The 22,007-nt window shown below is 68.5% G+C and carries 22 protein-coding genes; 10 read left to right on the plus strand and 12 right to left on the minus strand.

The window, feature by feature from the left end:
• Window position 1: 1 nt before the first annotated feature.
• From PV646_RS13150 to PV646_RS13190, 9 genes are read right to left on the minus strand one after another with little or no spacing between them, the layout of a single operon-like run.
• On the minus strand, window positions 2–1,180 hold the full coding sequence (locus PV646_RS13150; protein WP_500341686.1) for a hypothetical protein: 1,179 nt from the start codon (window positions 1,178–1,180) through the stop codon (window positions 2–4).
• On the minus strand, window positions 1,177–2,457 hold the full coding sequence (locus tag PV646_RS13155) for a hypothetical protein (protein ID WP_500341687.1): 1,281 nt from the start codon (window positions 2,455–2,457) through the stop codon (window positions 1,177–1,179). Before PV646_RS13155 ends, PV646_RS13150 begins: the two co-directional genes overlap by 4 nt.
• The gene (locus tag PV646_RS13160) at window positions 2,454–2,780 is read right to left on the minus strand and encodes a hypothetical protein (RefSeq protein WP_500341688.1); all 327 of its coding nucleotides are present in this window, start codon (window positions 2,778–2,780) and stop codon (window positions 2,454–2,456) included. Before PV646_RS13160 ends, PV646_RS13155 begins: the two co-directional genes overlap by 4 nt.
• The gene (locus PV646_RS13165) at window positions 2,780–3,295 is read right to left on the minus strand and encodes a YbaB/EbfC family nucleoid-associated protein (protein WP_500341689.1); all 516 of its coding nucleotides are present in this window, start codon (window positions 3,293–3,295) and stop codon (window positions 2,780–2,782) included. The genes PV646_RS13160 and PV646_RS13165 overlap by 1 nt, the downstream gene beginning before the upstream one ends.
• 43 nt (window positions 3,296–3,338) lie before the next feature.
• Window positions 3,339–3,512 (minus strand): DUF397 domain-containing protein, encoded by a 174-nt coding sequence (locus tag PV646_RS13170; protein WP_500341690.1) that lies wholly within the window; start codon window positions 3,510–3,512, stop codon window positions 3,339–3,341.
• Window positions 3,512–4,345: a helix-turn-helix domain-containing protein gene (locus PV646_RS13175; protein ID WP_500341691.1), complete on the minus strand. Its 834-nt coding sequence runs from the start codon at window positions 4,343–4,345 to the stop codon at window positions 3,512–3,514. Before PV646_RS13175 ends, PV646_RS13170 begins: the two co-directional genes overlap by 1 nt.
• Before the next feature lie 23 nt (window positions 4,346–4,368).
• On the minus strand, window positions 4,369–5,727 hold the full coding sequence (locus PV646_RS13180) for a class I adenylate-forming enzyme family protein (RefSeq protein ID WP_500341692.1): 1,359 nt from the start codon (window positions 5,725–5,727) through the stop codon (window positions 4,369–4,371).
• A gap of 1 nt (window position 5,728) precedes the next feature.
• Window positions 5,729–6,802 (minus strand): 3-dehydroquinate synthase II family protein, encoded by a 1,074-nt coding sequence (locus PV646_RS13185; RefSeq protein ID WP_500341693.1) that lies wholly within the window; start codon window positions 6,800–6,802, stop codon window positions 5,729–5,731.
• Complete coding sequence (locus PV646_RS13190; RefSeq protein ID WP_500341694.1) at window positions 6,799–7,593, minus strand: 2-amino-3,7-dideoxy-D-threo-hept-6-ulosonate synthase; 795 nt, start codon at window positions 7,591–7,593, stop codon at window positions 6,799–6,801. The genes PV646_RS13185 and PV646_RS13190 overlap by 4 nt, the downstream gene beginning before the upstream one ends.
• 205 nt (window positions 7,594–7,798) lie before the next feature.
• On the opposite strand from PV646_RS13190, the gene PV646_RS13195 reads away from it, so the two are divergent.
• Window positions 7,799–8,707 (plus strand): LysR family transcriptional regulator, encoded by a 909-nt coding sequence (locus PV646_RS13195; RefSeq protein WP_500342384.1) that lies wholly within the window; start codon window positions 7,799–7,801, stop codon window positions 8,705–8,707.
• Here PV646_RS13195 and PV646_RS13200 read toward each other — a convergent pair.
• Window positions 8,702–9,613: an N-acetylglucosamine kinase gene (locus PV646_RS13200; protein ID WP_500341695.1), complete on the minus strand. Its 912-nt coding sequence runs from the start codon at window positions 9,611–9,613 to the stop codon at window positions 8,702–8,704. The two genes, PV646_RS13195 and PV646_RS13200, sit on opposite strands and share 6 nt — an antisense overlap.
• 63 nt (window positions 9,614–9,676) lie before the next feature.
• Complete coding sequence (locus PV646_RS13205; RefSeq protein WP_500341696.1) at window positions 9,677–12,493, minus strand: S8 family peptidase; 2,817 nt, start codon at window positions 12,491–12,493, stop codon at window positions 9,677–9,679.
• 113 nt (window positions 12,494–12,606) lie between these two features.
• Here PV646_RS13205 and PV646_RS13210 point away from each other — a divergent pair, with 113 nt between their 5' ends.
• The 9 genes from PV646_RS13210 to PV646_RS13250 are packed head-to-tail and all read left to right on the plus strand — an operon-like array spanning window position 12,607 to window position 21,150.
• On the plus strand, window positions 12,607–13,461 hold the full coding sequence (locus PV646_RS13210) for a fumarylacetoacetate hydrolase family protein (protein WP_500341697.1): 855 nt from the start codon (window positions 12,607–12,609) through the stop codon (window positions 13,459–13,461).
• Window positions 13,462–13,465: 4 nt separating this feature from the next.
• A complete protein-coding gene (locus PV646_RS13215; RefSeq protein WP_500341698.1) occupies window positions 13,466–14,776 on the plus strand; it encodes an enolase C-terminal domain-like protein in 1,311 nt (436 codons plus the stop codon).
• On the plus strand, window positions 14,769–15,521 hold the full coding sequence (locus tag PV646_RS13220) for an SDR family NAD(P)-dependent oxidoreductase (protein WP_500341699.1): 753 nt from the start codon (window positions 14,769–14,771) through the stop codon (window positions 15,519–15,521). Before PV646_RS13215 ends, PV646_RS13220 begins: the two co-directional genes overlap by 8 nt.
• 14 nt (window positions 15,522–15,535) lie before the next feature.
• Window positions 15,536–16,570, plus strand: a complete 1,035-nt coding sequence (locus tag PV646_RS13225) for a sugar ABC transporter substrate-binding protein (RefSeq protein ID WP_500341700.1) — start codon at window positions 15,536–15,538, stop codon at window positions 16,568–16,570.
• On the plus strand, window positions 16,570–18,045 hold the full coding sequence (locus PV646_RS13230) for a sugar ABC transporter ATP-binding protein (protein ID WP_500341701.1): 1,476 nt from the start codon (window positions 16,570–16,572) through the stop codon (window positions 18,043–18,045). Before PV646_RS13225 ends, PV646_RS13230 begins: the two co-directional genes overlap by 1 nt.
• Complete coding sequence (locus tag PV646_RS13235) at window positions 18,042–19,055, plus strand: ABC transporter permease (protein WP_500341702.1); 1,014 nt, start codon at window positions 18,042–18,044, stop codon at window positions 19,053–19,055. Before PV646_RS13230 ends, PV646_RS13235 begins: the two co-directional genes overlap by 4 nt.
• Window positions 19,056–19,058: 3 nt before the next feature.
• Window positions 19,059–19,370: an L-rhamnose mutarotase gene (locus PV646_RS13240; protein ID WP_500341703.1), complete on the plus strand. Its 312-nt coding sequence runs from the start codon at window positions 19,059–19,061 to the stop codon at window positions 19,368–19,370.
• Window positions 19,367–20,323: an aldo/keto reductase gene (locus PV646_RS13245; protein WP_500341704.1), complete on the plus strand. Its 957-nt coding sequence runs from the start codon at window positions 19,367–19,369 to the stop codon at window positions 20,321–20,323. Before PV646_RS13240 ends, PV646_RS13245 begins: the two co-directional genes overlap by 4 nt.
• Window positions 20,320–21,150 carry an amidohydrolase family protein gene (locus tag PV646_RS13250; protein ID WP_500341705.1) on the plus strand — a complete coding sequence of 277 codons (831 nt, stop codon included), beginning with the start codon at window positions 20,320–20,322 and terminating at the stop codon, window positions 21,148–21,150. Before PV646_RS13245 ends, PV646_RS13250 begins: the two co-directional genes overlap by 4 nt.
• On the opposite strand, the gene dapA is transcribed toward PV646_RS13250, so the two are convergent.
• Complete coding sequence (gene dapA, locus PV646_RS13255) at window positions 21,147–22,004, minus strand: 4-hydroxy-tetrahydrodipicolinate synthase (protein ID WP_500341706.1); 858 nt, start codon at window positions 22,002–22,004, stop codon at window positions 21,147–21,149. The two genes, PV646_RS13250 and dapA, sit on opposite strands and share 4 nt — an antisense overlap.
• Window positions 22,005–22,007 lie beyond the last annotated feature (3 nt).

Raw genomic sequence — 22,007 nt, forward strand, 5'->3', positions numbered from 1 at the left:
GTCAGCGCTTCTTCCGCTTCTTGCCGGAGCCGGGCACGGTCCCGGTCTTGGGTGGAGGGGGTGGGGGCTCGGGGAAGGCTTCGAGGGCGTCCTGGCCCTCCATGAAGTCCAGGAACGCCTTGTAGCAGAACCGGTAGGCGAGGTAGAGGAACGCGACCGACACGACCCCGAGGCCGGCGACGATCATCCGGTACTGGCTGTCCAGGCCGTCGACGGTGTCCCAGTCCTTCTGCAGTTCAGGAGAGCCAGTGACGACCGACAGCGTGATCATCGTCAGCATGTAGAGCGGCATGAGCAGGAACGCGCCGATGAGCAGGAGGATGTACGGACGGCTGTCGGTCCGGAACTCCCAGTTCGCCGGTCTCAGGTCGCGCTTCCTCATGCGGCGGTTCGACCAGACCCGCCTCTCGGCCACCTCGATGCCCTCTGACCGCGTTCGGATCGTCTTCAGCGCTGTCCTGCCGACGTCCTCGGTGACCGGGATCAACAGTTCTCGTGCAGTGCCGATGACGTGGAGAGCCGGGCCGGGTTCGACGTCGAACGTGCGTGGTCTGCCGATGTCGCCATTGGCGTGGATGATCACCTGGCAGGTCATCTCCTGCTCGACCTCGACGAGTTCGATCGACCGCATCGCCGTCCACGGCACCGCGACCACGTCACGTGACCGCTTTCGGCGTGACACCAGGCTGTCCAGCACCAACCTGTCCTCGCGGACGCACAGCCGGACCTTGAGTCCTCTGGTGGGGAAGGGGATCTCCCACCCGGACGCTGTCAACGCCGACGTCACGGGCCTGGTCGTGACCAGCACGACCAGTTCGCCCGATGCCCAGCACGCCACCAGCAATCCCGCCATGACGAGCAGCGCGAGAGGCTGATCGCGATCGGCCACCAAAGCGAAGGTCTTGAGCAACGCGATGTACACACCTGGGAACGCGGCCCAGCGGGTCCAGACCCGCCACATCGGCATTCGCTTGCGGTGCCAGGCCAGCCCGCAGATGGTGATGATCCAGAACGCCACCGCCCCTTCTGCGATGTCGGCAATGCTCAACGGCTGAACCGATCTCCGGTTCGCAAGAGCGTTCTCCCACTCACCCAGTCGCACCGCTACGACGAGCGTCAGGACCGCGGCGAACACGACCAAGGCGAGTGCTGCGGTCCTGCGGAGGAACCGTTCGATCACAGCTCTCCCGCCATCCGCTGCTGTTGCCAGTACTCGCGCCACTCCTGGTCTCGCTCGTTCTGCTTCACCTGAGCGTCTGCCTCGCGATGGGCCTGATCGCTCCACTCCTGCGCCATCGCGTTGCCGAGGACTTTCGGGGCCATGGGAACGGAGATACCGGGGAACTCCTTGCCGGGGAGCCCGAGGTCGTCGTTCTTCCCGAACCGCGGTACGACCTGTCCGTCCAGCAGGCCGTTCATGTCGTCCAGCCGACGATCTCCCAAGCCCAGACCGGAGCGGAGGTTGTCGTTGACGTTCTCGCCCAACTCCCGTTTGACCGACGAGTGGTCGTGTTGCAGCTTCCTGCCCTGCTCGCCGAGCTCCCTGATCCGATCGGCGTCACCCGCGTCGAGCTTGCCCGCCTGCGCCTTCTTGGCGAGGTGCAACGCCTGTTGCGAGTGTCGGACAGCGTCCTGGTTGTAGGTCTTCACCGTGCCGCGGAGGTTGCGGGTCGTGCCCTTGATCGTGTCCCGCGACCTCTTGGCGTCGTCGGCGACCTTCTCCAGTTGCTTCACGACCTTGCTGATCTTCTTCGCGTTCTTGCCCGCGGTGATCGTGCCCTGAACGACGGTGTCCGCGATGAACGCCGCCTGCGAGGCACCGAACGTGATCGGGGTCAGAGCACTCGCCGCCGCGAACTTGATGATCGCGTTGGAGACGAAGCTCGCGATGGCGTCACGGACCGCACCTCGAACGACACCGACGGCGGACGCGGCGACTGTCATCGCGGAAGCAGCAGAGGTGGCGTGGTTCGCGCCTCCTGTCACGACGTTGGAGAAGTCCTGCACGGCCTTGCGGTAGCCGTCGACCGCGGCACCCTGGGACTGGCTCAGCGCGTCGAGGGTGCCGGAGTACTTGTCCGCGGTCTCCTGCATGCGCTTGGCGATGTTGCTCCATGTCAGCGCCATCGCATTCACGGCATCGGGATCGCCCGCCAGAAAATCGAGGCCTTCCTTCAGGAACCCGATGTGCTCGATCAGCCAGCCGATGCCTGCCGAGAGCAGGCTGCCCATCGGGTTCGTCACGAAGCCGAGCAGATCCATGCCGAACGCGGCCGCATCGCCCGCCATGGCGCCCCAGTCGCCCTTGGCGCCGTCGTAGATCAGGTTTGCCGAGCTGCTGAAGATGCCTGCGGCGTCCCATGCCTGGGTGGGACTGTCGAAGTTCGACTTCTGGAGGAGGCTTTCGCCTTTGAAGCCCTCGGTGGCGTTGAGTGGGCTCTGCGGTTCGTTGCTCATGGCTGTACCTCGTCAAGGCCTTGGCGGAGCTTCTTGAAGGACTGCGCCATGGCCTCGTCATTCTCGGCGTAGGTCTGGCGCATGTCGGCGAACCGCTCGACCACGTCATCGCCCGCGGCCTTCACCGTGTCGACGTACTCGCGCGCGTCGTTCGTCCACCGCTCCATGATCTGAGCGAAGAACATGCCCACGATGCCCCATGCCTGCGGGTTGCCGACGTAGTCAGCGCCCGCGTCGCTGGCGGAGGGCAGGCCGGCGAGGAGTGCCTTGAGCTCTCGCTCGTGAGCCTCCAGTGCCTTGAGGTCGACCTGGAAGCCCGACATCACCAGCCACCTTCCTTCTTGAAGAGGCTGCGCTGGTCGTAGTCGGTGTCGTCGTCCTCCGCCGGACGGCGGGCGGGGCGGGGTGCAGGCGGCTGGGACGCGGCCGCGTCCTGTTGTTCCTCGTTCACCACGAACTGTTGTGGTGTCGCGGGTTCGGGTTCGTCCGGGACGTCGATCGGTGGGATCTGGGATTGGACGAACTGCATGGCTTCGCTGTTGTCGCCGATGAGTGGCGCCATGATCGTGGTGATCTGGCCCACGGCCTGGGATTGGGCGCGTTTGGCCGTCGACATGACCAGTGCGGCCAGGCGGTCTTTGGGCATGTCGTCGGCCTTGGTGCCGAACGACAGGCTGAGCAGCGCTCCCCCTGCGCTGACGCTCACCGTCACGGCGCCGTCCGTGCTCGTGGCGGCGCCGGTCAGGTTCGCGATTCGGGACTTGGCCTCTTCGGCCTGTTCGAGGAGTGCGGCGGTGCGCTGTTCGTAGTCCTCGACGAGTTGGTTCGGATCGGTCATGTGGGCCCCCCTTGCACGTGCGTGAGGGGGACGTTACCGAGGGTTACCGGGCTGCGCTGGGGAAATGGGTCAGGTGGCGCAGGAACGCTGACCAGGTGTCGGCGGAGAGGGGGAGGTGGGTGGCCGGCGATTTGGTGTCGCGGATGCCTACGCCGTGGCCCACCTCGACGCAGTTGTCGCTGCTGCCGCTGTAGCTGCTCTTGCGCCAGGTGGTCATCAGAGACCCTCCAAGATGTTGTCGATCACCGCCCTCGATTCTTCCTCAGTCAGCGCAACGGCTGCGAGGGCCGTCAGGATGTCCTCGTGGACCTTGATGGTGTCCGGGTCGTCGAAGAAGAGGCACGAATTCACGCTGTCGATGTAGACGACGGGCGGGTACTTCGGAAACTTCATCACCCGGAAGTCACCGGCGGCGCCCGCGTGCATTCCTGCTGACCTAGGAACGATCCGCAGACTGATGTACTTCCGCACGGACATCCTGAGCAGGTGGGCCAGTTGCTCGCGCCAGATCTCCGGACCGCCGACCTGGAGTTCGAGTGCCTGCTCGTGCACGAAGAAGGTGAAGCTCCGGCCCGGTTCCAGGATGTCCGTCCGCGCGGCCCTCGCGGCGGCGACCTTCGGGACGTCGTCCGCCTCGATCACCGTTGAGTGCTCGGTCACGACGTAGCCGTATTCGGGTGTCTGCAACAGACCGGGGACGACGATCATCGACCAGCAGAGGATCTCCTCCGCGTCTCTTTCCTGCTCGATCAGTGTGCGCACCTGGTCGGGCACGCCGTCCTGGGGGATCTGGAGCCAGGCATTTCCTGACTCCTGGAACAACGCCAGCAGGTGTTCTCGTTCCTCGACCGTGGCCTGGCAGTAGCCGAGCAGCAGGATGACGTCGGTCTCGGACACGCCGCCCTTGCCGAGCGTCATGTCCGAGATCTTGGCTTCCTGCCAGCCGAGGAGTTCGGCGAGCCTGCGGTGGTTGTGGCCGGTCCTGGCGATGATGGCGCGCACGCTGCCACCGAACTCCCGGCCCACCACGCTGGACGATCTTTTGGGCATGCCGGAAAGCTAGGCCCGAGAAGTCATTCGGTGCCATTGTTTCCGGCCGAATGTGCCTGAAGGTAGGACGCATGGAGCGGCTCCATGTTTCTGATGATCTTGCCGCTCGGTGTTCTCGGAAGTGTTTCCATCACGTGGATGTGCTGGGGGAGTTTGAACTCCGCGAGCCTCTCTGTGCACCACTGGGACAATGTGTGTGCGGTGAGTGCGTTGTTGTTGGTGCCCACGTACGCGCGGATGTCTGGGCCTACGGCCACGGCCTCGGTGACGTGGGGGTGTCCACGTAGGACGGTCTCCACCTCGGTGAGGTCGACCTTGTTGCCGCGCACCACGACCAGCGAGTCGGAGCGGCCGAGCAGGCGGAGTTCGTTGCCCGCGAACTCGCCGCGGTCGCCGGTGCGGAACCAGCCGCCCGAGAAGCGCGGCGAGTCCGCGTCCAGGTAGGGAGATTCCGGCAGTGCCACCTCGACCAGGCCGTCGCGCACGCGGGCGGTGACGCCCGGCATCAGCGGGCCGACGGACGGGCGGACGGTGCCGCCTACGGCCATGGTGAGGGCGCCGGTTTCGGTGGTGCCGAAGCATTCTCCGACCGGGAAGCCGTGGGTGGCGAGGAAGCGGGCCGCCACGTCGGGAGGCATGAGTTCGCCGCCCGCGAACGCGCCTCGCACCTTGGGCAGAGGGGCGGACGCGAGAAGGTCGAAGTGGAACGGCAGGCCGGTGATGAAGTCGACCTCGAACGCACGTGCCTGATGTGCTGCGGCAGAGGGGTTTGCGGCGAACACGAGGTGCACGCCTGCCGCGAGGGAGTGCAGCAGGCCGCCGATCAGGCCGAAGCTGTGGGCCGGGGAATTGAGGAGCAGCAGGCGTTCGCCGCGGCGCACCATGCCGTCGGACGCGGAGAAGCGTGCGACCTCGTCGATCAGCGACTGGGTGCCGCGGCCGATCACCTTGGAACGGCCGGTCGAGCCGGAGCTGAACTGCACCAGGCGGTGCGGAGTAGCTGCGGGGACGCCCTCGACGGGTGACGCCACGAGGCCGTACCGCTCCTGGAAGCCGGGCGCGATCTCGCCGCTGGGGTGCACGAGGAACTCGGGGCGGGTCAACGAGTGCAGGACGTGGGCCTCGGCCGGGCGGAGGCGGTGGTCGATCGAGATCACCCGGGCACCGAGGCTCCACAACGCGAGCACGGCTTCCAGGTGGCTGAAGCTCGGTGGCACCTGGACGGCGACTGTGCTGCCGTCGCCGATTCCCACTGCGGCGAAACGAAGCGCGTGCGCCGCCACGTCGGCGCGGAGCAGGCCGTGCGTGACTGTGTTGCGGTGGCTGAAGATCGGTACTTCGTCGCCGTGGCGGTGCAGGAGGTCGGTGATGAACGCACGCATGTCAGGACTCCTTGCAGAACTCGCCGATCGGGAGACCCACGTGCCGTTGCTCGGACGCGACGTACCCGAGCAACGAGTCGCCGGGGCGGAGTTCGGTCACGTTCAGCACCTTGCCGCCTGGGCCCAGCACGCGGACGTGCCAGTCGTCCTGCACCATCAGGTCGACCACGACGCCGTCGAGGGAGCGTGCGGTGATCGTGAGCATCGGGCGGGATTCGAGTTTGGCGCGGCCGACGGTCAGTTCGCGGGTGCGGCCCTCGGAGTCGACGGCGAGGACCTTGCTGCCGGAACGCAGTTCGGACAGGTAGTTCGTGCGGTTCGCCGGGCCCAGCACGTACGAGTGGAGTGCGCCCGCGTTGACCCGGAACGGACGCGTCGGCATGTACGGCAACGGATGCGTCTCGCTGCAACACAGGATGAAACCCGAGGAGAACGAGCCGACGAGGATGCCCTCGTCCTCGCGGAAGTGCGACGCGGTGTCGACGCAGACGCGATCGCCGAGGCCGTTGTGGGTCAACGCCTCCACGGTCAAAGTGGTCAACTCGAGCGGTGGAGAGGTCGCTTCCAGGAGTCGCGCCAGCTGGAACACGTCGGTCGCGTCGGAAGGGGCCATGAGCACGCCGTCCGAGCCGTGTTCCAGGCACTCCAGGACGATCGCCGCCTCGACCAGGTCGGAGACGACGGTGATCAGCTTGCCCGGTGCGCCGTTGGCGGCCGCGATCACGATCTCGAGGGGGATCTTCGTCGGGTCGGTGAACGTGACGACGGTGTGGTCGAGCCGTTGTGCCGCGGCACAGGCGAGTTTGAGCGTGCGGTCGTCGCTGACCGTCACGAACGCCGAACCGACGGGCAACCGGTCGAGTTGGTCGTCGTCGTGCACCGTCAGGCACACCAGATGAGGGCTGTCGACCGGTTCCGCGGCGAGCAGCACTCGGGTGATCGTCGGCGGCAAACCGTCCAGCAGTGCGGGATCGTCCGCGACGACTCCGGCGACGCGGCTGTGCACGGCCGCGTCGACCACGGCGGTGCGGTGCGCTTCGGGGACGGTTCTGAGGTCGATCCAGGCGAACTTCACCGGTTCTCCAAAGCTGTCAGTGCGTGGATGAGACTTGCGTCGGTGGGCGCGTGGACGATCGACGCCAGTTCCGCGACCAGCGGCATCGGTGCCGGGGAGGTGAAGACCCGTCGTCCCACGGCGAGGCCCGCGCAGCCAGCCGCCATCGCGACGCGGGCGTGGCCGGCGAGGCTGTGCGCGGAGGCCGGGCCACCCGCGACGATGACGGGGATCGGGCAGTTCTCCACCACGTCCGCCATGTCCTCGACCGGGTGCGCGAGGTTGGTCTTGACGATGTCCGCGCCCAGGTCCGCCGCGATGTTGACGACGTGCGCGAGGAGAGCGGGATCGCGCGGGTCGCCGACGCGCGGCCCGCGTGCGTAGGCCATCACGACCAACGGGACGTTCCACGAGTCGCACGCCGCAGCGACCCTGCCGAGGTCGGTGAGCTGGCGCGCTTCCGTGTCGGAGCCGATGTTGACGTGCACGCTCACCGCGTCCGCACCGAGCCGCAACGCCTCGTCGACCTCACCGACGATCACCTTGGCGTTGACGTCGGCCATGTGCGCGGTGCCCGCACTGAGGTGCACGATCAACGCGCATCCGCCGAGCACCAACGGATCGATGGTGCGGACACGTCCTTTGTGGACGATGACGGCGTCGGCACCGCCCTGCACGACGGCGCGGATCAGGTCCTGCCACCGGTCCCGCGGCACCACCGGTCCGTCCGAAACGCTGTGGTCCAACGGCACGAAGAGGTACCTGTCGTCGTGCGGACGGGAAAGGCGTCGCAGCCGCAACGCTTTCCTCATGGCGCTCACACCCCTGCAGTCGTTTGGTGGTCAACAGAAGCCTGGGGCAGCCCGCGCGCGCAGCGGCAGGTGTGAGCTGTCGATAACTGCGGAGTTATCGGCCAGACAGAGCAATCACCCTTGCTATGGCGACGGAGCGTGATCTAGTGACACCCGCGTGGCCGTGTTTGTGGCTCGTTGACTGCTTTAGGCTTCCTCAGTGCGAATGGAGCTGAGGCATCTGCACGTGGTGCTGACCGTGGCGCGTGCGGGCAGCATCAGCCGCGCCGCGTCGCAGATGAAGATCGCCCAGGCCGGGCTCACCACCCAGGTGAGGCGGATCGAGGCGAGCCTCGGCGGCCCCTTGTTCCTGCGCAGCACCGAAGGCGTCGAACTCACCGAGCTGGGCCGCCACGTCGTGCTGCGAGCCCAGGACCTGGTCGAACGGTTCGACGACCTGCTCGTCACGTCGCACAAGCTGGCCGAACGCGGCGACTCCGGCATCCGGCTGGGAGGGGTCGCGGGCGCGCCGACGGCGTTGCTGGTCGAGGTGGTCCGCGAGGTGCTGCCGAACCTGCCGCAGACCACGCACGTCGAACGCGGCGGCGACGCCGTGCTGGAACTCGTGCGCACGGGCGACCTCGACCTGGCCCTGGTGGTCGAGTTCCCGCGCAGTCCGTTGCGGTTCCCGAACACCGTCGGCCTCCGCGGCCTCGTCACGGAACGCATGCTCGTCGGCGTCCCGGTGGGCCACCGGTTGTCCGGACGCAGCGAGGTGTTGCTGTCCGAGCTCGCCGGCGAGGAGTGGGTCGTGCCGGACGAGAACCACGGCGGCCGGCTGAACCTCGAACTCGCCTGCGAGGCAGTCGGATTCACGCCGCGGTGCGCGCACTTCGGCGTCGACCCGGTCGTCGCGGCGGACCTGGTGCGCTCGACCGGTGCCGTGGCGGGGTTCTTCCCCGGTCACGACCTGCCGGGCGTGCTGCTCAAGCCGATCATCGGCAACCCGCTGCACCGGCGGATCTCGCTGGTGTGGCACGCCGACGCCGCCGAACACGTGGACGACGTGCACGCCGGCCTGCTGCGCGCCTACCACGAGCGAACGCCGCACTCGGGCCGGCTGCTGGCCTCATGACCTGCTGGGCCTCGGCGCGTCCGGCCCCAGCACTTCGACGGCCGCCAGCCAGGCCGCGCCCGCCGCACCCTCCGTCGCCATGATCACCTGGGCGTTGCACCGGCTGACCAGTTCTTCCTTCAGGTGCGTGCCGACCGGCGTCTTGATCAGGCTGCCGACCAGCACGATCGGCGAGGTGTCGGACGGTTCGCGAACGGCGGTGGCCGTGTCGGCGAGCAGGCGGGCGGCGGAGGCCACGATCGCCAGCGCCTCCGGATCGCCGTGGTGGTAGGCGGAACTCACCAGCGGCGCGAACTGGGCGAGCTTGATCGGAGGCGCCGAGTTCACGGCGGTGATCAGCTGGCCGCGGTTCTTCGCGCCTGCGACCGTCAGCACCGCGGTGGCCAGGCCTTCCAGCGGCGCGTCGAGGTCGAGCAGTTTCAACGTCGCCCGCACGGCCTCACGACCCAGCCAGAACGCCGAGCCGTCGTCGCCGATCAGCCAGCCGTAGCCGCCGGACTGGGCGACCATGCGGTGGGCGGTGATGCGGCCCGCGATGGAACCGGTGCCCGCCACCAGGACCGTGCCGTCGGGGGAGGAGGTGCCGGTGGCGAACGCGGCCTCGCAGTCGGTGATCACGCGCATCGGGCAGTGCAGGCCCGCACGTTCCCAGGCTGCTTGGAAGAGGTCCAAGACCGCGGGGTCGGTCATCCGGGAGGCGCCGGCCATGCCGAGGACGCCGGAGCGGACCTTGCGGGAGTCGAGGCCGTCCAACGCTTCCGTCAGCGCCTCGGCGATGTGGGCGGCGGCCACGGCGGGCGGGTGCGAGTTGGGGTTCGCGCCGCCCGCCAGGCCCTGGCCCAGGCGGGCGCCGTCGAGTCCGAGCACCAGTGCCCTGGTGGACGTGCCGCCAGCGTCGAGTCCCACGACCAGATCCATAAAGACGGAGTATGCCGAGAGACGCTCAGCTGAGGCACGCCCAACCGGGTGTCACCTCACGAAAGCGCGGTTACCGCTCGCGTTGTGGTGGAACAACACCAACGATCCAGAAGGAACAAGATCACCCGTACGGACCACTGTGGACAGTGACGGGACGATCAGGCCGTAGTCGAAGGTGGCCTCGGGGGCGACGTCGACCAGGTCGTCCTCGTCCGCCGGCGCGGTGTAACGACTCTGCACGCCAACGGTGTAGGTCACCGGGCCGGATGGCAGCAAGGACCGCGAAACGGGCAGCACCACGACGTCGCTGTCGAACAGGTTCGTGTCGGTCGCCCCGTCGAACCCGTTCAGCGGCTGCTCGTCCAGGACCTCGTCCGAACCGGCTTCCTTCGTCCGCGCGAGCCAGATGTCGGCGGTCACGTCACCGTCGGGGTTGGCCGGCTTCACGGCCGTGGTCACGAAGTTCTTGCCACCCACGGAGAACCGCACCTCCGGCTGGGTGTTGCTGCCGATGTTCGCCCAGGTGTCCCAGGTCGCGACGCCGAATGCCAGCAGGTCGGGAGTCGCCGTCGCGCCGACGTACCGCAGGTCGCCGCCGCGGGCCGTGCGGTTCACGGCGCAGTCGTCCTGCACCTCGGGGCCGCACGGAGGCAGCCGGTCGGAACGCGCGCCGAGTTGCAACACGGTCATCCGCGACTGGTAATCGGGCTGGTCGAGGCCACGGCCGGCCACGCGGCCACCGGCCACGGTCAGGCGCGACACCGGCTTCGGCGCCGCGTAGACCGGGACGCGCAGCGAGCGGTCACCCGTGAACGTCACGAGCCCGGACGCCTCGGCGAGGAACTGACGGCCTTCGTCCAGCGAGACCGTCGGGTCGGGCGTCTTGCGCAACGCGGCGGGGTTCGAGATCCGCAGCTGCACGGGCACCGACGCCGAACCACCCGGCCGCAGCACGACGTACGGCGCGGTGACCTGGAAGGACACCCCCGGCACGGTGGTGATCGGCTCGTACTGAGCCCGCAGTCGGACGGTCTGCGCGCCCTTGTTGACCAGCTTCAACGTCCGGCTGGTCAGCACCGGCCCGCCGACCTCCACCGTGCCGAACGACGCGTCGCCCAGCGCCAGCACGTCCGACGACAGCGCGGCGAGTCCGTCGACCCGGCCCGCGCCGACCCGCATCGGGGCCTCGCGCACGCCCTTCGAGTCCTTGATCACGCCGGACGCGGTGTTCGTCAGCGCGGCCTTGACCTCCGCGACCGTCCACTCCGGATGGACCTCGCGCAGCAGCGCGGCGATACCTGCCACGTGCGGCGATGCCATGGAGGTGCCGCCCATCGACACGCCCGCGGAGGCCGTCCCGGATGCGGCGGAGAAGATCGTGTCACCCGGAGCGGCCACCGCGATCGACGAACGCGAACGCGACGACGACGGCGTGATCGTGTCCTGGATCGAGGGTTCGACGAACGGCACCTTGACCTTCAACGCCGAGGTCAGGTGCGCGGTCAACGTCCCGGCCTCGAGCGCCGGGCGCACTGCCGAGGACGCCGCCGCCGTCAGCTGGAACGCCGGGATGTGCGCGTTTCCGGCGATTCCGGCCGCGAACACCGGCAACGTGGTCGGCAGCAGCACCCCGGCCGCTCCGGCCTTCCAGGCGTTGTCCGTGCGGGCGCCCGAACCGCAGGCGCGGGTGGCGTCGTTGTCGTCCCACTCCAGCCAGACGATCTTCCCGGCGAGCGCCTGCGAGATGGGCTTGCACCCGTCCACATCGGACGAAAGCCGCACGACGGGCAGATCCAGGTCGAACGAGTCCTTGAAGTTCTGGCTGTACTGGCCGGCGTACTGCTTCCCGGCGACCTCGAGCCCGTCCAGCATCGAGAACGAGTCGCGGCTGTTCGCCACGGAGATCGCCTCGGGGGAGTTGCCGGGAGAGCCGGACACGTCGTAGAAGTCGCCACCGTTGCCGGCCGCCGCGACCACCACCACGCCGTGCTCCACCAGCTTGCGCACGAACAGCGCGTCCGGGTCGTCCGATGCGCCGAAGTCGCTGCCCAGCGAGAGGTTCACGACGTCGAGCTTGTCGGAGAAGTCACCGTCGCCGTTGGGGTCGAGCGCCCAGTCCAGCGCCCGCGCGGTCAGGTTCGTGCCGCCCTCGCAGCCGAACACCTTCAACGCGTAGAGCGACGCGCGCGGTGCCGTACCGGGGCCGATCTTCAGGGAGTCGAGGTCGACCGACGAGTAGGAGCCGCGGTAGGTCGTGCCGTCGGCGTTGACCCCGTACCCGGCCGCGGTGCCGGCGACGTGCGTGCCGTGGCCCTCGCAGTCGACCGGGTCGGCGTCGGGCTCGGGGATCGACCCGGACGAGCCGGTGTAGGCGTCGCCCGCGAAGTCGTAGCCGCCGACGACCTTGCCGTTGGGGAAGGTGCCGCCGCCGAAGTCCGCGTGCCGGTAGTCGATGCCGGTGTCGATCACACCGATCCGCACGCCGTCGCCGAACTTCCCGAGCGACTTCCACACGTCGGACGTCCGGGTGAGCCGGACGGCGTGCGCGTTCGCGAGCTTCTTCGGGACCATCCGGTGCACCGCCCTGACCTCGGGCATGCGCGCCAGGGCGGACAGGCGCGACCGGTCCGCCGCGAGGACGACGCCGGGCACCGCGTTGGTCGTTCGGGCGACTTCCCGGCCACCGGACCGGGAGACGACCCGGGACACGTGTTCGGAGGTCCGATCCCGGGCGGAACGGGCCTGCGCGGCCGTACCCGAATCCACGGCTGCGTCCGAGGTCAGCTCCACGAAAACGGTTACAGTCCCGACCGGGGCCACCGGTGCGAGCAGTGCGCCCGCCAGGAGCGATACGGCCACGAGATTCATGATCAACTCCTCTTATTCATCGGACGACTTCATGCTGAGCCCTAGACGCAGGCGGTGTTGCGGGGCTATACATCCGATGTATTTCGTAGGGTGTGAGCAGAGGAGGAACGGCCGTGCAGTTCTTGCGTCTGGGGCCGGTCGGTGACGAGCGTCCTGCAGTCAGGACCGATGACGGGACCACATACGACCTCCTGCCGATCACCCCGGACATCGACGGGGCGTTCCTCGCGAACGACGGCGTCGGCCGCGTGCGGTCCGCCCTCGAAGCCGGTGAGCTCGAAGCGTTGAGCACCGAGGGCGTGCGCGTCGGCTCGCCGCTGGCGCATCCGGGCAAGGTCATCTGCATCGGCCTCAACTACCGCGACCACGCGGAGGAGACCGGCGCGACCATCCCGGGCGAGCCGGTGATGTTCCTCAAGACGCCCGACACGATCGTCGGCCCGTACGACGAGGTGCTCGTCCCCCGCCGGTCCGTGAAGACCGACTGGGAGGTCGAGCTCGGCGTCGTCATCGGGCGCACCGCTCGCTACCTCGAGTCCGAAGAGGACGCTCTGGCGTGCGTCGGCGCGTACGTGCTCTCGCACGACGTCTCCGAGCGCGAGTTCCAGATCGAACGCGGCGGGACGTGGGACAAGGGCAAGAACTGCGAGACGTTCAACCCGCTCGGCCCCTTCCTCGTGCCCGCCGACGAGATCGCCGACCCGCAGAGCCTGGAGATGCGGCTCTGGGTGAACGGCGAGATCAAGCAGAACTCGTCCACCAAGAACATGATCTTCCCGGTGGCGGAGATCGTGCGCTACCTCAGCCAGTTCCTTGTCCTTCGTCCGGGTGACGTCATCAACACGGGTACACCCGCTGGTGTCGCGCTCGGCCAGCCCGAGCCCAAGCCGTACCTGCGCGCCGGCGACGTGGTCGAGCTGGAGATCGAAGGCCTCGGCAAGCAACGCCAGACCCTCGGGCAGGCCTGACACCATGCCGAAGATCACCGCACTGGACGTCCTCGACATCCGGTTCCCGACGTCACGTGAGCTCGACGGCTCCGACGCGATGAACCCGGACCCGGACTACTCGGCCGCCTACGTCGTGCTGCGCACCGACGACGGACCCGAGGGCCACGGGCTCGCGTTCACCATCGGCCGCGGCAACGACGTGCAGGCCGCCGCCATCAAGGCACTGGCACCGCACGTCGTCGGCAAGGACGTGCCGGAGAACGCGAAAGCGCTGGCGGAGCTGTACTTCGAGCTCATCGGCGACTCGCAGATCCGCTGGCTCGGCCCCGAGAAGGGCGTCGCGCACATGGCGATCGGCGCCGTCGTCAACGCCGCGTGGGACCTCGCCGCCCGCCGCGCCGGGTTGCCGGTCTGGAGGTTCCTCGCGCAGATGACGCCCGAGGAGATCGTCAGCCTCGTCGACTTCCGGTACCTCTCCGATGCGTTGACGCCGGACGAGGCGTTGCAGATCCTGCGCAAGGTCGAGCACGGCAAGGCCGAACGCGCGGACACCATCGCCCGTGACGGGTACCCGGCCTACACGACGTCACCGGGCTGGCTCGGCTACTCCGACGAGAAGCTCGCCGGACTCGCCCGCCAGGCCCTCGCCGACGGCTTCGACATGATCAAGCTCAAGGTCGGTGGCAGCCTCGACGACGACGTCCGCCGGATGAAGCTCGCCCGCGAGGTCGTCGGCGAGAACACCCGCGTGGCGGTGGACGCGAACCAGCGCTGGGACGTCGACACGGCCGTGCGCTGGATGAAGGAACTGGCGCCGTACAACCCGTACTGGATCGAGGAGCCCACCTCGCCGGACGACGTGCTGGCGCACCGCGCGATCGCCGACGCGCTGGCCCCGATCCGGGTCGCCACCGGCGAGCACGTGCAGAACCGCGTGATCTTCAAGCAGCTCCTGCAGGCCGGCGCGATCGACGTGCTCCAGCTCGACGCGTGCCGTGTCGCGGGCGTGAACGAGAACATCGCGATCCTGTTGCTGGCCAGGAAGTTCGACATCCCGGTGTGCCCGCACGCCGGCGGTGTCGGCCTGTGCGAGCTGGTTCGGCACCTCTCGTTCTTCGACTACGTCGCGATCTCCGGCGAGGTCGGCGAGCGCGTGATCGAGTGGGTCGACCACCTGCACGAACACTTCCTGGACCCGGCCGTCGTCGAGAACGGCCGCTACCTGGCACCCGCGGAGCCGGGCTTCTCCGCGCAGCTCAAGGACCAGACCCTGGCCGACTACGTGTACCCCGAGGGTCCTGTGTGGACTGCTCTGGAGGCCGAGAATGACTGACTTCGAAGGACTTGTCGCCGTCGTCACGGGTGGCGCGTCCGGCATCGGCCTCGCGACCGCGGAACTGCTCGCGTCCCGCGGCGCCACGGCCGTCGCGCTGGACCTGAACCCGGACGTGAAGGACCCGCTGGTCGGGATCCGCGCGGACGTGTCGGACGACGAGAGCGTCCGGGCCGCCATCGCCGAGGTCGCCGAGCGGTTCGGACGGATCGACGTCGTGGTCAACAACGCGGGCATCGGCGCGCAGGGCGACGTCGCGGCCAACGACGACGCCACGTGGTCCAAGGTGCTCGACGTCAACGTGCTGGGCATGGTCCGCGTCTCGCGGGCCGCGCTGCCGCATCTGCGGAACTCGCCGTCCGCGGCGATCGTGAACACCTGCTCCATCGCTGCCTGGGCCGGGCTCCCGCAGCGTGCTCTCTACTCGGCCAGCAAGGGCGCGGTGTACTCGCTCACCCTCGCGATGGCCGCCGACCACGTCCGCGAAGGCATTCGCGTCAACGCGGTCGCCCCCGGCACGGCGGACACCCCGTGGGTGGGCCGCCTGCTCGACTCGGCACCGGACCCCGCCGCCGAACGAGCCGCGTTGGAGGCACGCCAGCCGCACGGCCGGCTCGTCTCCGCCGATGAGGTCGCGGGAGCCATCGCCTACCTGGCGAGCCCGCTTTCGGGATCCACCGCCGGCACGATCCTCGCCGTCGACGGTGGCATGTACGGCCTGCGCTTGCGTCCCCAGCAGTCATGAAAGGCAAGACAACGATGAAGCGTCGCAACCTCACCGCCGCGGTGTGCCTCGCGCTCGCCGGTGCACTGACGCTGTCCGCCTGTGGTGGCGGAGCAGCGGGCACCGGTGCCGGTGGTGTCGGCCCGATCGGTGCCGACCACCCGCGTGCCGACACCGACTTCTGGAACTCCTACATCAAGTACTTCCCGGACAAGGCCAAGGACCTCGGCGTCAACCTGCTGAACCCCACGAACTCGCAGAACAAGGTCGAGAACCTCGTGGCCAACGCCCAGTCGCTGCAGTCGCTGGGCGCCAAGGCGATCATCATGGCGCCGCAGGACACGGGTGCGATCGCGTCCACTTTGGACCGTCTGGAGAAGGCGAAGATCCCCGTCGTCACCGTCGACACCCGCCCCGACAAGGGCAAGACCTACATGGTCGTGCGCGCGGACAACAAGGCGTACGGCGAGAAGGCCTGCAAGTTCCTCGGCGACAAGCTGGGTGGCAAGGGCAAGGTCGTCGAGTTCCAGGGCGCGCTGGCGTCGGTCAACGGCCGGGACCGCTCCGAGGCGTTCGCCGCCTGCATGAAGAAGGACTACCCCGGCATCACGGTGTTCGAGGAGCCGACCGACTGGGAGGGCCCGAAGGCGTCCGCGGCCCTGCAGACCAGACTGAACCAGCACCCGGACATCAACGGCATCTACATGCAGGCCGGTGGCGCGTTCCTCACGCCGACGCTGCAGGTGTTGCGGCAGAAGAACCTGATCGTCCCGCCGACCGACCCGAAGCACATCTTCATCGTCTCCAACGACGGCATCCCGCAGGAGCTGGAGGCCATCCGCAAGGGCGAGATCGACGCGACCGTGTCGCAGCCGGCCGACCTCTACGCGCAGTGGGCGCTCTTCTACGCGAAGGCCGCCGTCGAGGGCAAGACGTTCCAGCCAGGCCCGACCGACCACGACTCCACGATCGTCGACACCGGCGGCGGCCGCCTGGAGGACCAGCTCCCGGCCCCGCTGATCACCAAGGAGAACGTCGACGACAAGGCGTTCTGGGGTAACCAGATCTGATGAGCGAGTACGCGGCAGTCGCGCGTGGCGTGACGAAGAGGTTCGGTCGGACGCTCGCGTTGGACGACGTGGGCATCGAGATCCGGGCCGGCGAGTCGCACGCGCTCGTCGGTCGCAACGGAGCGGGCAAGTCGACGTTGGTCTCCGTCCTCACCGGCATGCAGACGCCGGACGCGGGCGAGGTCACCTTCTTCGGCGAACCCGCGCCGCCGGTCGCGGACAGCGCTGCCTGGCGCCGGCACGTGGCCTGCGTGTACCAGAAGTCGACGGTCGTGCCCGAGCTGTCCGTCGCCGAGAACCTGTTCATCAACCGGCAGGACCTCGGCGGCGGGCTGATCAGCTGGAAGAAGCTGCGTGCCGAGGCTTCGGCGTTGCTGGAGACCTACGACGTCGCGGTGCGGCCGGACGCGCTGGTGTCCACGCTGACCGTGGAACAGCGGCAACTCGTCGAGATCGCGCGGGCGCTGTCGATCGGCTCGCGGTTCGTGATCCTCGACGAACCGACCGCGCAGCTCGACGGACCGGCGATCGAGCGGCTGTTCGACCGCATGAGGTCGTTGCAGGACAAGGGAGTGACGTTCCTCTTCATCTCCCACCACCTGCAGGAGGTCTACGAGGTCTGCCAGACGGTGACGGTCTACCGCGACGCGCGGCACATCGTCACCGCGCCGGTGGCCGAGATGTCGAAGCCCGACCTGATCGAGGCGATGACGGGTGAGGCCGGCGGGCTGAACGTGCCCAGCGGCGACGACCGGCCTTCTTCTGTGGAGGAAGTGCTGGCGGTGTCGTCGTTGAGCGGCGACCACTTCTCGGACATCTCGCTGTCGGCGACCCGCGGTGAGGTCATCGGGCTCGCGGGCAGCGCGTCGTCGGGCAAGCACGAGTTCGCCGAGACGGTCTACGGGCTGCGCAAGCCGTCGCTCGGCACGATCTCGGTGAACGGCTCCGAGGTGCGCGGCGGTGACGTTCCGGCTGCTCTTCGAGCGGGAATCGGCTGTGTGCCAAGGGATCGGCACCACCAGGGGCTCGTGCTGGACCTGTCGATCGCGGAGAACGCGACGATGAGCACGGCGGGAGCGTTCGTGTGGCCGTCGGCGCAACGGTCGGCGGGCAGCACGGCGATCGCGTCGTACGACGTCAAGGCCGCCGGGCCGGACCAACCGGTCTCGGACCTGTCCGGTGGCAACCAGCAGAAGGTCGTGATGGCGCGTGCGCTGGCCGGCGACCCGTCCGTGCTGGTGCTGATCAACCCGACCGCGGGTGTCGACGTGAAGTCCAAGGAGTCGCTGCTCGGGGTCGTCGACGCGCAGGCGCGGCGGGGCAAGACGGCGATCGTCGTCTCGGACGAGCTGGACGACCTGCGGGTCTGCGACCGTGTTCTGGTGCTGTTCCACGGCCGGGTCGTGCGGGAGTTCGCACGGGGCTGGCGCGACCAGGAACTCATCTCTGCGATCGAAGGAATGAGCTCGGAATGACCAAGGCCATGACTCCACCGGTCGCGGCACCCGCGCCCGAGAAGCAGAAGTTCCGGCTGGCGCGCTACCAGGACCTCGCCCTGGTCCCGGTGATCATCCTGCTGCTGGTCATCGGGGCGGTGTTGTCGCCGATCTTCCTGACGGCCAACAACCTGATCGCCGTGCTGACCCAGCAGAGCGAGCTGTCGTTGCTGGTGCTCGGGCAGGCGATGATCCTGATCGTCGGCAAGATGGACCTGTCGCTGGAGTCGACGGTCGGTCTCGCACCCGCGCTGGCGGTCGCGTTGATCATCCCGTCGTCGGCCGGTGGGCTGGACGTCGGTCTGGCCGCGTGGCTCGCGTTGCCGTTGTGCATCCTGATCGGCGTCGCGATCGGTGGCCTGAACGGGTTCCTGATCCTCAAGGTCGGGCTGTCCGGGTTCATGGTGACCCTGGGCATGCTGACGATGCTGCGCGGTCTGCAGCTCGCGATCACCGAGGGCAAGTCGCTGATCGACGTGCCGGAGTCGTTCCTGTACCTGGGTTCCACGACCTGGCTCGGGCTGCCGGCGGCGGTGTGGATCTGCATCGTCTGTTACGCGGCGGGCATCTTCGTGCTGAAGTACCTGCGCGCCGGGCGTTCGTTGTACGCGATCGGCGGCAACTCGGAGGCGGCCCGCGCGGCGGGCATCCGGGTCGACCGGGTGGTGTGGATCGTGCTGATCATCGGCTCGGTGCTGGCCGTGATCGCGGGCATCCTGATGACCGGACGGCTCGGGTCCGTCGCCGCCACGCAGGGCGAGGGCATGATCTTCCAGGTCTTCGCGGCCGCCGTGATCGGCGGGATCTCGCTGCAGGGCGGCAAGGGCACGTTGTTCGGCGCTCTGTCGGGCGTGCTGATGCTGGGGCTCGTGGAGCAGATCCTGCGGTTGCAGGGCGTTTCCGGCTTCTACATCAAGGCGTCGTACGGTGCGGTGATCATCCTCGCGCTGATCGTGACGCGGTTCGCCACCGGGCAGAAGCAGGAGTGAGCGTTGGAGACCGTTGCGCTGCACACCCGGCTTCGGGCTGGGCGAGAGGCCGACTACGACCGCATCCACGCGACGATCCCGGTCGAACTGGACGCGGCGCTGCGCGAGGCCGGAGTCTGGTCGTGGCGGATCTGGCGTTCTGGGCGCGAGCTCTTCCACCTCGTCGAGGTCGATGACTACCGCGCGATGCGCGCGCATCTGGCCGAGCACCCCGCCAACGTTCCGTGGCAGGCTCAGATGGCCGAACTGCTGGAGGTCGAGGACGACTACTCCGGCGCCGAACCCGCTGTGCGACTCGTGTGGGAGCTGCCGTGAAGGTCGCTGTTTCTCGTCTTGGCTTCGGTGGTGCGCCGATCGGCAACCTCTATCGGGAGATTCCGGACGAAGAAGCCCTGGGTGCCGTGGAAGCGGCGTGGCAGAGCGGGGTCCGGTACTTCGACACCGCGCCGCACTACGGGCTCGGGCTGTCCGAACGGAGGCTTGGCCTGGGGCTGGCCGGGCGCCCGCGCGACGAGTACGTGATCTCCACGAAGGTCGGGCGGCTGCTGGAGCCCGCGGACGGGGTCGGGCTCGACGACGAGGGCTTCGCGGTGCCGCGGAACTTCCGGCGGGTGCGGGACTACTCGGCTGACGGCGTGAAGCGGTCGATCGAGTCCTCTTTGGAGCGTCTCGGCACCGACCGGGTGGAGATCGTCTACATCCATGACCCGGACGACCACTGGGCTTCCGCTTTCGGTGAGGCCTACCCGGCGCTGGAGGACCTGCGGTCGCAGGGTGTCGTGGGCGCCATCGGCGTCGGCATGAACCAGTGGGAGATGCCGGAGTGGTTCGTCCGCGAGACCGACATCGACGTGGTGATGCTGGCCGGCCGGTACACGTTGCTCGAGCAGCCTTCGCTGGTCTCGTTCCTGCCCGCCTGCGTCGACCGCGGTGTTTCCGTGGTGGCGTGCGGGGTCTTCAATTCCGGGCTGCTGTCGAAGCCCGTGGTGGCGGCCGACGCGAGGTACAACTACGAGGAAGCGCCTGCTGCGCTGGTCGCGCGGGCGCGGGCGATCGCCGAGGTGTGCGGGCGGCACGGCGTGACGCTGCCCGAGGCGGCGATCCAGTTCGCGCTGGGTCACCCGGCGGTGGTGTCGGTGGTGATCGGCGCACGGACGGCGGAGCAGATGACCGCCAACGCCGCGTACTTCTCCGCCTCGATTCCCGAGGACCTGTGGAACGAGCTGAAGGCGCTGAACCTCATCGATCCGGAGGTGCCGACGCCGTGATCGTCGACGCTCACCACCACCTGTGGGATCTCTCCGTCCGGGACCAGGACTGGATCACCGATCCGCCGATGGGCGTGATCCGGCGGTCGTTCCTGGAACCCGACTTCGTCGCCGCGGCACCGGACGTGTCGACGTCCGTGCTGGTGCAGACGGTGTGCGTGCCGGAGGAGACGCCGGAGTTCCTGGCGATCGCGGCGTCTTCGGGCGTGGTCGGCGCGGTGGTGGGCTGGACCGATCTGACTTCGGCGGCCGTCGGAGATGCGCTGGCGGAGCTGGTGGACCGGCCTGATGGTTCGTGGCTGCGCGGGATCCGGCACCAGGTGCAGAGCGAGCCGGACCCGGAGTGGTTGTGCCGCAAGGACGTCTGGCACGGGCTGGCTCAGGTCGGCGCCCACGGCCTGGTCTACGAGCTGCTGACGTTGCCGCACCAGCTGTCGGCCGCCCGCCGGACCGTGGCGGCGTTGCCCCAGGTCGAGTTCGTGGTGGACCACTGCTCGAAGCCCGCGATCGGTTCGGATCCGGGGGAGTGGGCCGAGCTGGTGCGCTCGCTGGCGGCGCACGAGAACGTGACGTGCAAGCTGTCCGGGCTGGTCACCGAGGCCGACTGGAAGTCGTGGGACGTGGCGTTGTTGCGCCCCTACTTCGAGGTCGTGCTGGACGCGTTCGGGCCTGAGCGCCTGATGTTCGGCTCGGACTGGCCGGTGTGCCTGCTGGCCGCGTCGTACGACGAATGGCTTGGCGCGGCCAGGGAACTGGTGTCCGAGCTGTCGCCCGACGAGCAGGCCTCGATCTTCTCGGGCACTGCTCGCCGGGTCTACGCGCTTTAGAACAGCGCCTTCAGCTCGTTGATCAGCTTCGGAGTCGCTCCGACGAGCGGTTCGCGGACCGGGCCGGAGGGCAGGCCGAGCAGGCTGAGCGCGGCCTTGACGGCGACGGCACCGGGCTCGCGGGTCATGATCGCGGTGATCACCGGCAGCAACGCCTGGTGGCGGCGCAGGGCTTCCTTGTTGTCGCCCTCGTCGTAGGCGTCGAGCATCGCCTTGATCTCGTTGCCGACGACGTGACCGATGGTGCTGACCGTGCCGACGCCACCGATCGAGTACAGCGGCAGGATCAGCTCGTCGTTGCCGGAGTAGTAGTCGAGGCCGGTCTCGGCGATCACGCGGGCGGTCGCGAGCAGGTCGACCTTGCAGTCCTTCACGCCGACGATCCGCGGGTGCTCCGACAGCTTCAGCAGCGTCTCGGTGTCGATCGCGGTGCCGGTGCGGCCGGGGATGTCGTAGAGCAGCGCCGGGAGGCCGGACGCGTTCGCCACCTGCCGGAAGTGGTTCTCGACGCCCTCCTGCGTGGGCTTGCTGTAGTACGGCGTGACGACGAGCAGGCCGTCGGCGCCGTTGGCCTCCGCCTGGTGGGCCAGTTCGATCGTGTGGCGCGTGGAGTTGGTGCCGACGCCCGCGAGGATCTGCGTCCGGTCGCCGACAGCCTCCTTCACGGCCCTGATGATCTGCGTCTTCTCGGCGTCGGTGGTCGTGGGCGCCTCGCCGGTCGTGCCGTTGACGACCAGCCCGTCCGCGCCACCTTTGTCGACGAGGTGCGCCGCCAGCTCCTGCGCACCCTTGAGATCCAGGTCACCGTCGGGGGTGAACGGGGTGACCATCGCTACCAGCACTCGTCCGAACATGAC

It is taken from the genome of Streptomyces sp. ID05-26A (assembly GCF_033794685.1).
Classification (GTDB): Bacteria; Actinomycetota; Actinomycetes; order Mycobacteriales; family Pseudonocardiaceae; genus Lentzea.

What these genes read in the sequence shown, in the direction of transcription:
- PV646_RS13215 (WP_500341698.1), top strand. Translation starts at nt 13,466, where the DNA reads ATGCCGAAGATCACCGCACTGGACGTCCTCGACATCCGGTTCCCGACG.
- PV646_RS13220 (WP_500341699.1), top strand. Translation starts at nt 14,769, where the DNA reads ATGACTGACTTCGAAGGACTTGTCGCCGTCGTCACGGGTGGCGCGTCC.
- PV646_RS13235 (WP_500341702.1), top strand. Translation starts at nt 18,042, where the DNA reads ATGACCAAGGCCATGACTCCACCGGTCGCGGCACCCGCGCCCGAGAAG.
- PV646_RS13155 (WP_500341687.1), bottom strand. Translation starts at nt 2,457, where the DNA reads ATGAGCAACGAACCGCAGAGCCCACTCAACGCCACCGAGGGCTTCAAA.
- PV646_RS13165 (WP_500341689.1), bottom strand. Translation starts at nt 3,295, where the DNA reads ATGACCGATCCGAACCAACTCGTCGAGGACTACGAACAGCGCACCGCC.
- PV646_RS13230 (WP_500341701.1), top strand. Translation starts at nt 16,570, where the DNA reads ATGAGCGAGTACGCGGCAGTCGCGCGTGGCGTGACGAAGAGGTTCGGT.
- PV646_RS13160 (WP_500341688.1), bottom strand. Translation starts at nt 2,780, where the DNA reads ATGTCGGGCTTCCAGGTCGACCTCAAGGCACTGGAGGCTCACGAGCGA.
- PV646_RS13175 (WP_500341691.1), bottom strand. Translation starts at nt 4,345, where the DNA reads ATGCCCAAAAGATCGTCCAGCGTGGTGGGCCGGGAGTTCGGTGGCAGC.
- PV646_RS13225 (WP_500341700.1), top strand. Translation starts at nt 15,536, where the DNA reads ATGAAGCGTCGCAACCTCACCGCCGCGGTGTGCCTCGCGCTCGCCGGT.
- PV646_RS13190 (WP_500341694.1), bottom strand. Translation starts at nt 7,593, where the DNA reads ATGAGGAAAGCGTTGCGGCTGCGACGCCTTTCCCGTCCGCACGACGAC.
- PV646_RS13205 (WP_500341696.1), bottom strand. Translation starts at nt 12,493, where the DNA reads ATGAATCTCGTGGCCGTATCGCTCCTGGCGGGCGCACTGCTCGCACCG.
- PV646_RS13195 (WP_500342384.1), top strand. Translation starts at nt 7,799, where the DNA reads ATGGAGCTGAGGCATCTGCACGTGGTGCTGACCGTGGCGCGTGCGGGC.
- dapA (WP_500341706.1), bottom strand. Translation starts at nt 22,004, where the DNA reads ATGTTCGGACGAGTGCTGGTAGCGATGGTCACCCCGTTCACCCCCGAC.
- PV646_RS13180 (WP_500341692.1), bottom strand. Translation starts at nt 5,727, where the DNA reads ATGCGTGCGTTCATCACCGACCTCCTGCACCGCCACGGCGACGAAGTA.
- PV646_RS13170 (WP_500341690.1), bottom strand. Translation starts at nt 3,512, where the DNA reads ATGACCACCTGGCGCAAGAGCAGCTACAGCGGCAGCAGCGACAACTGC.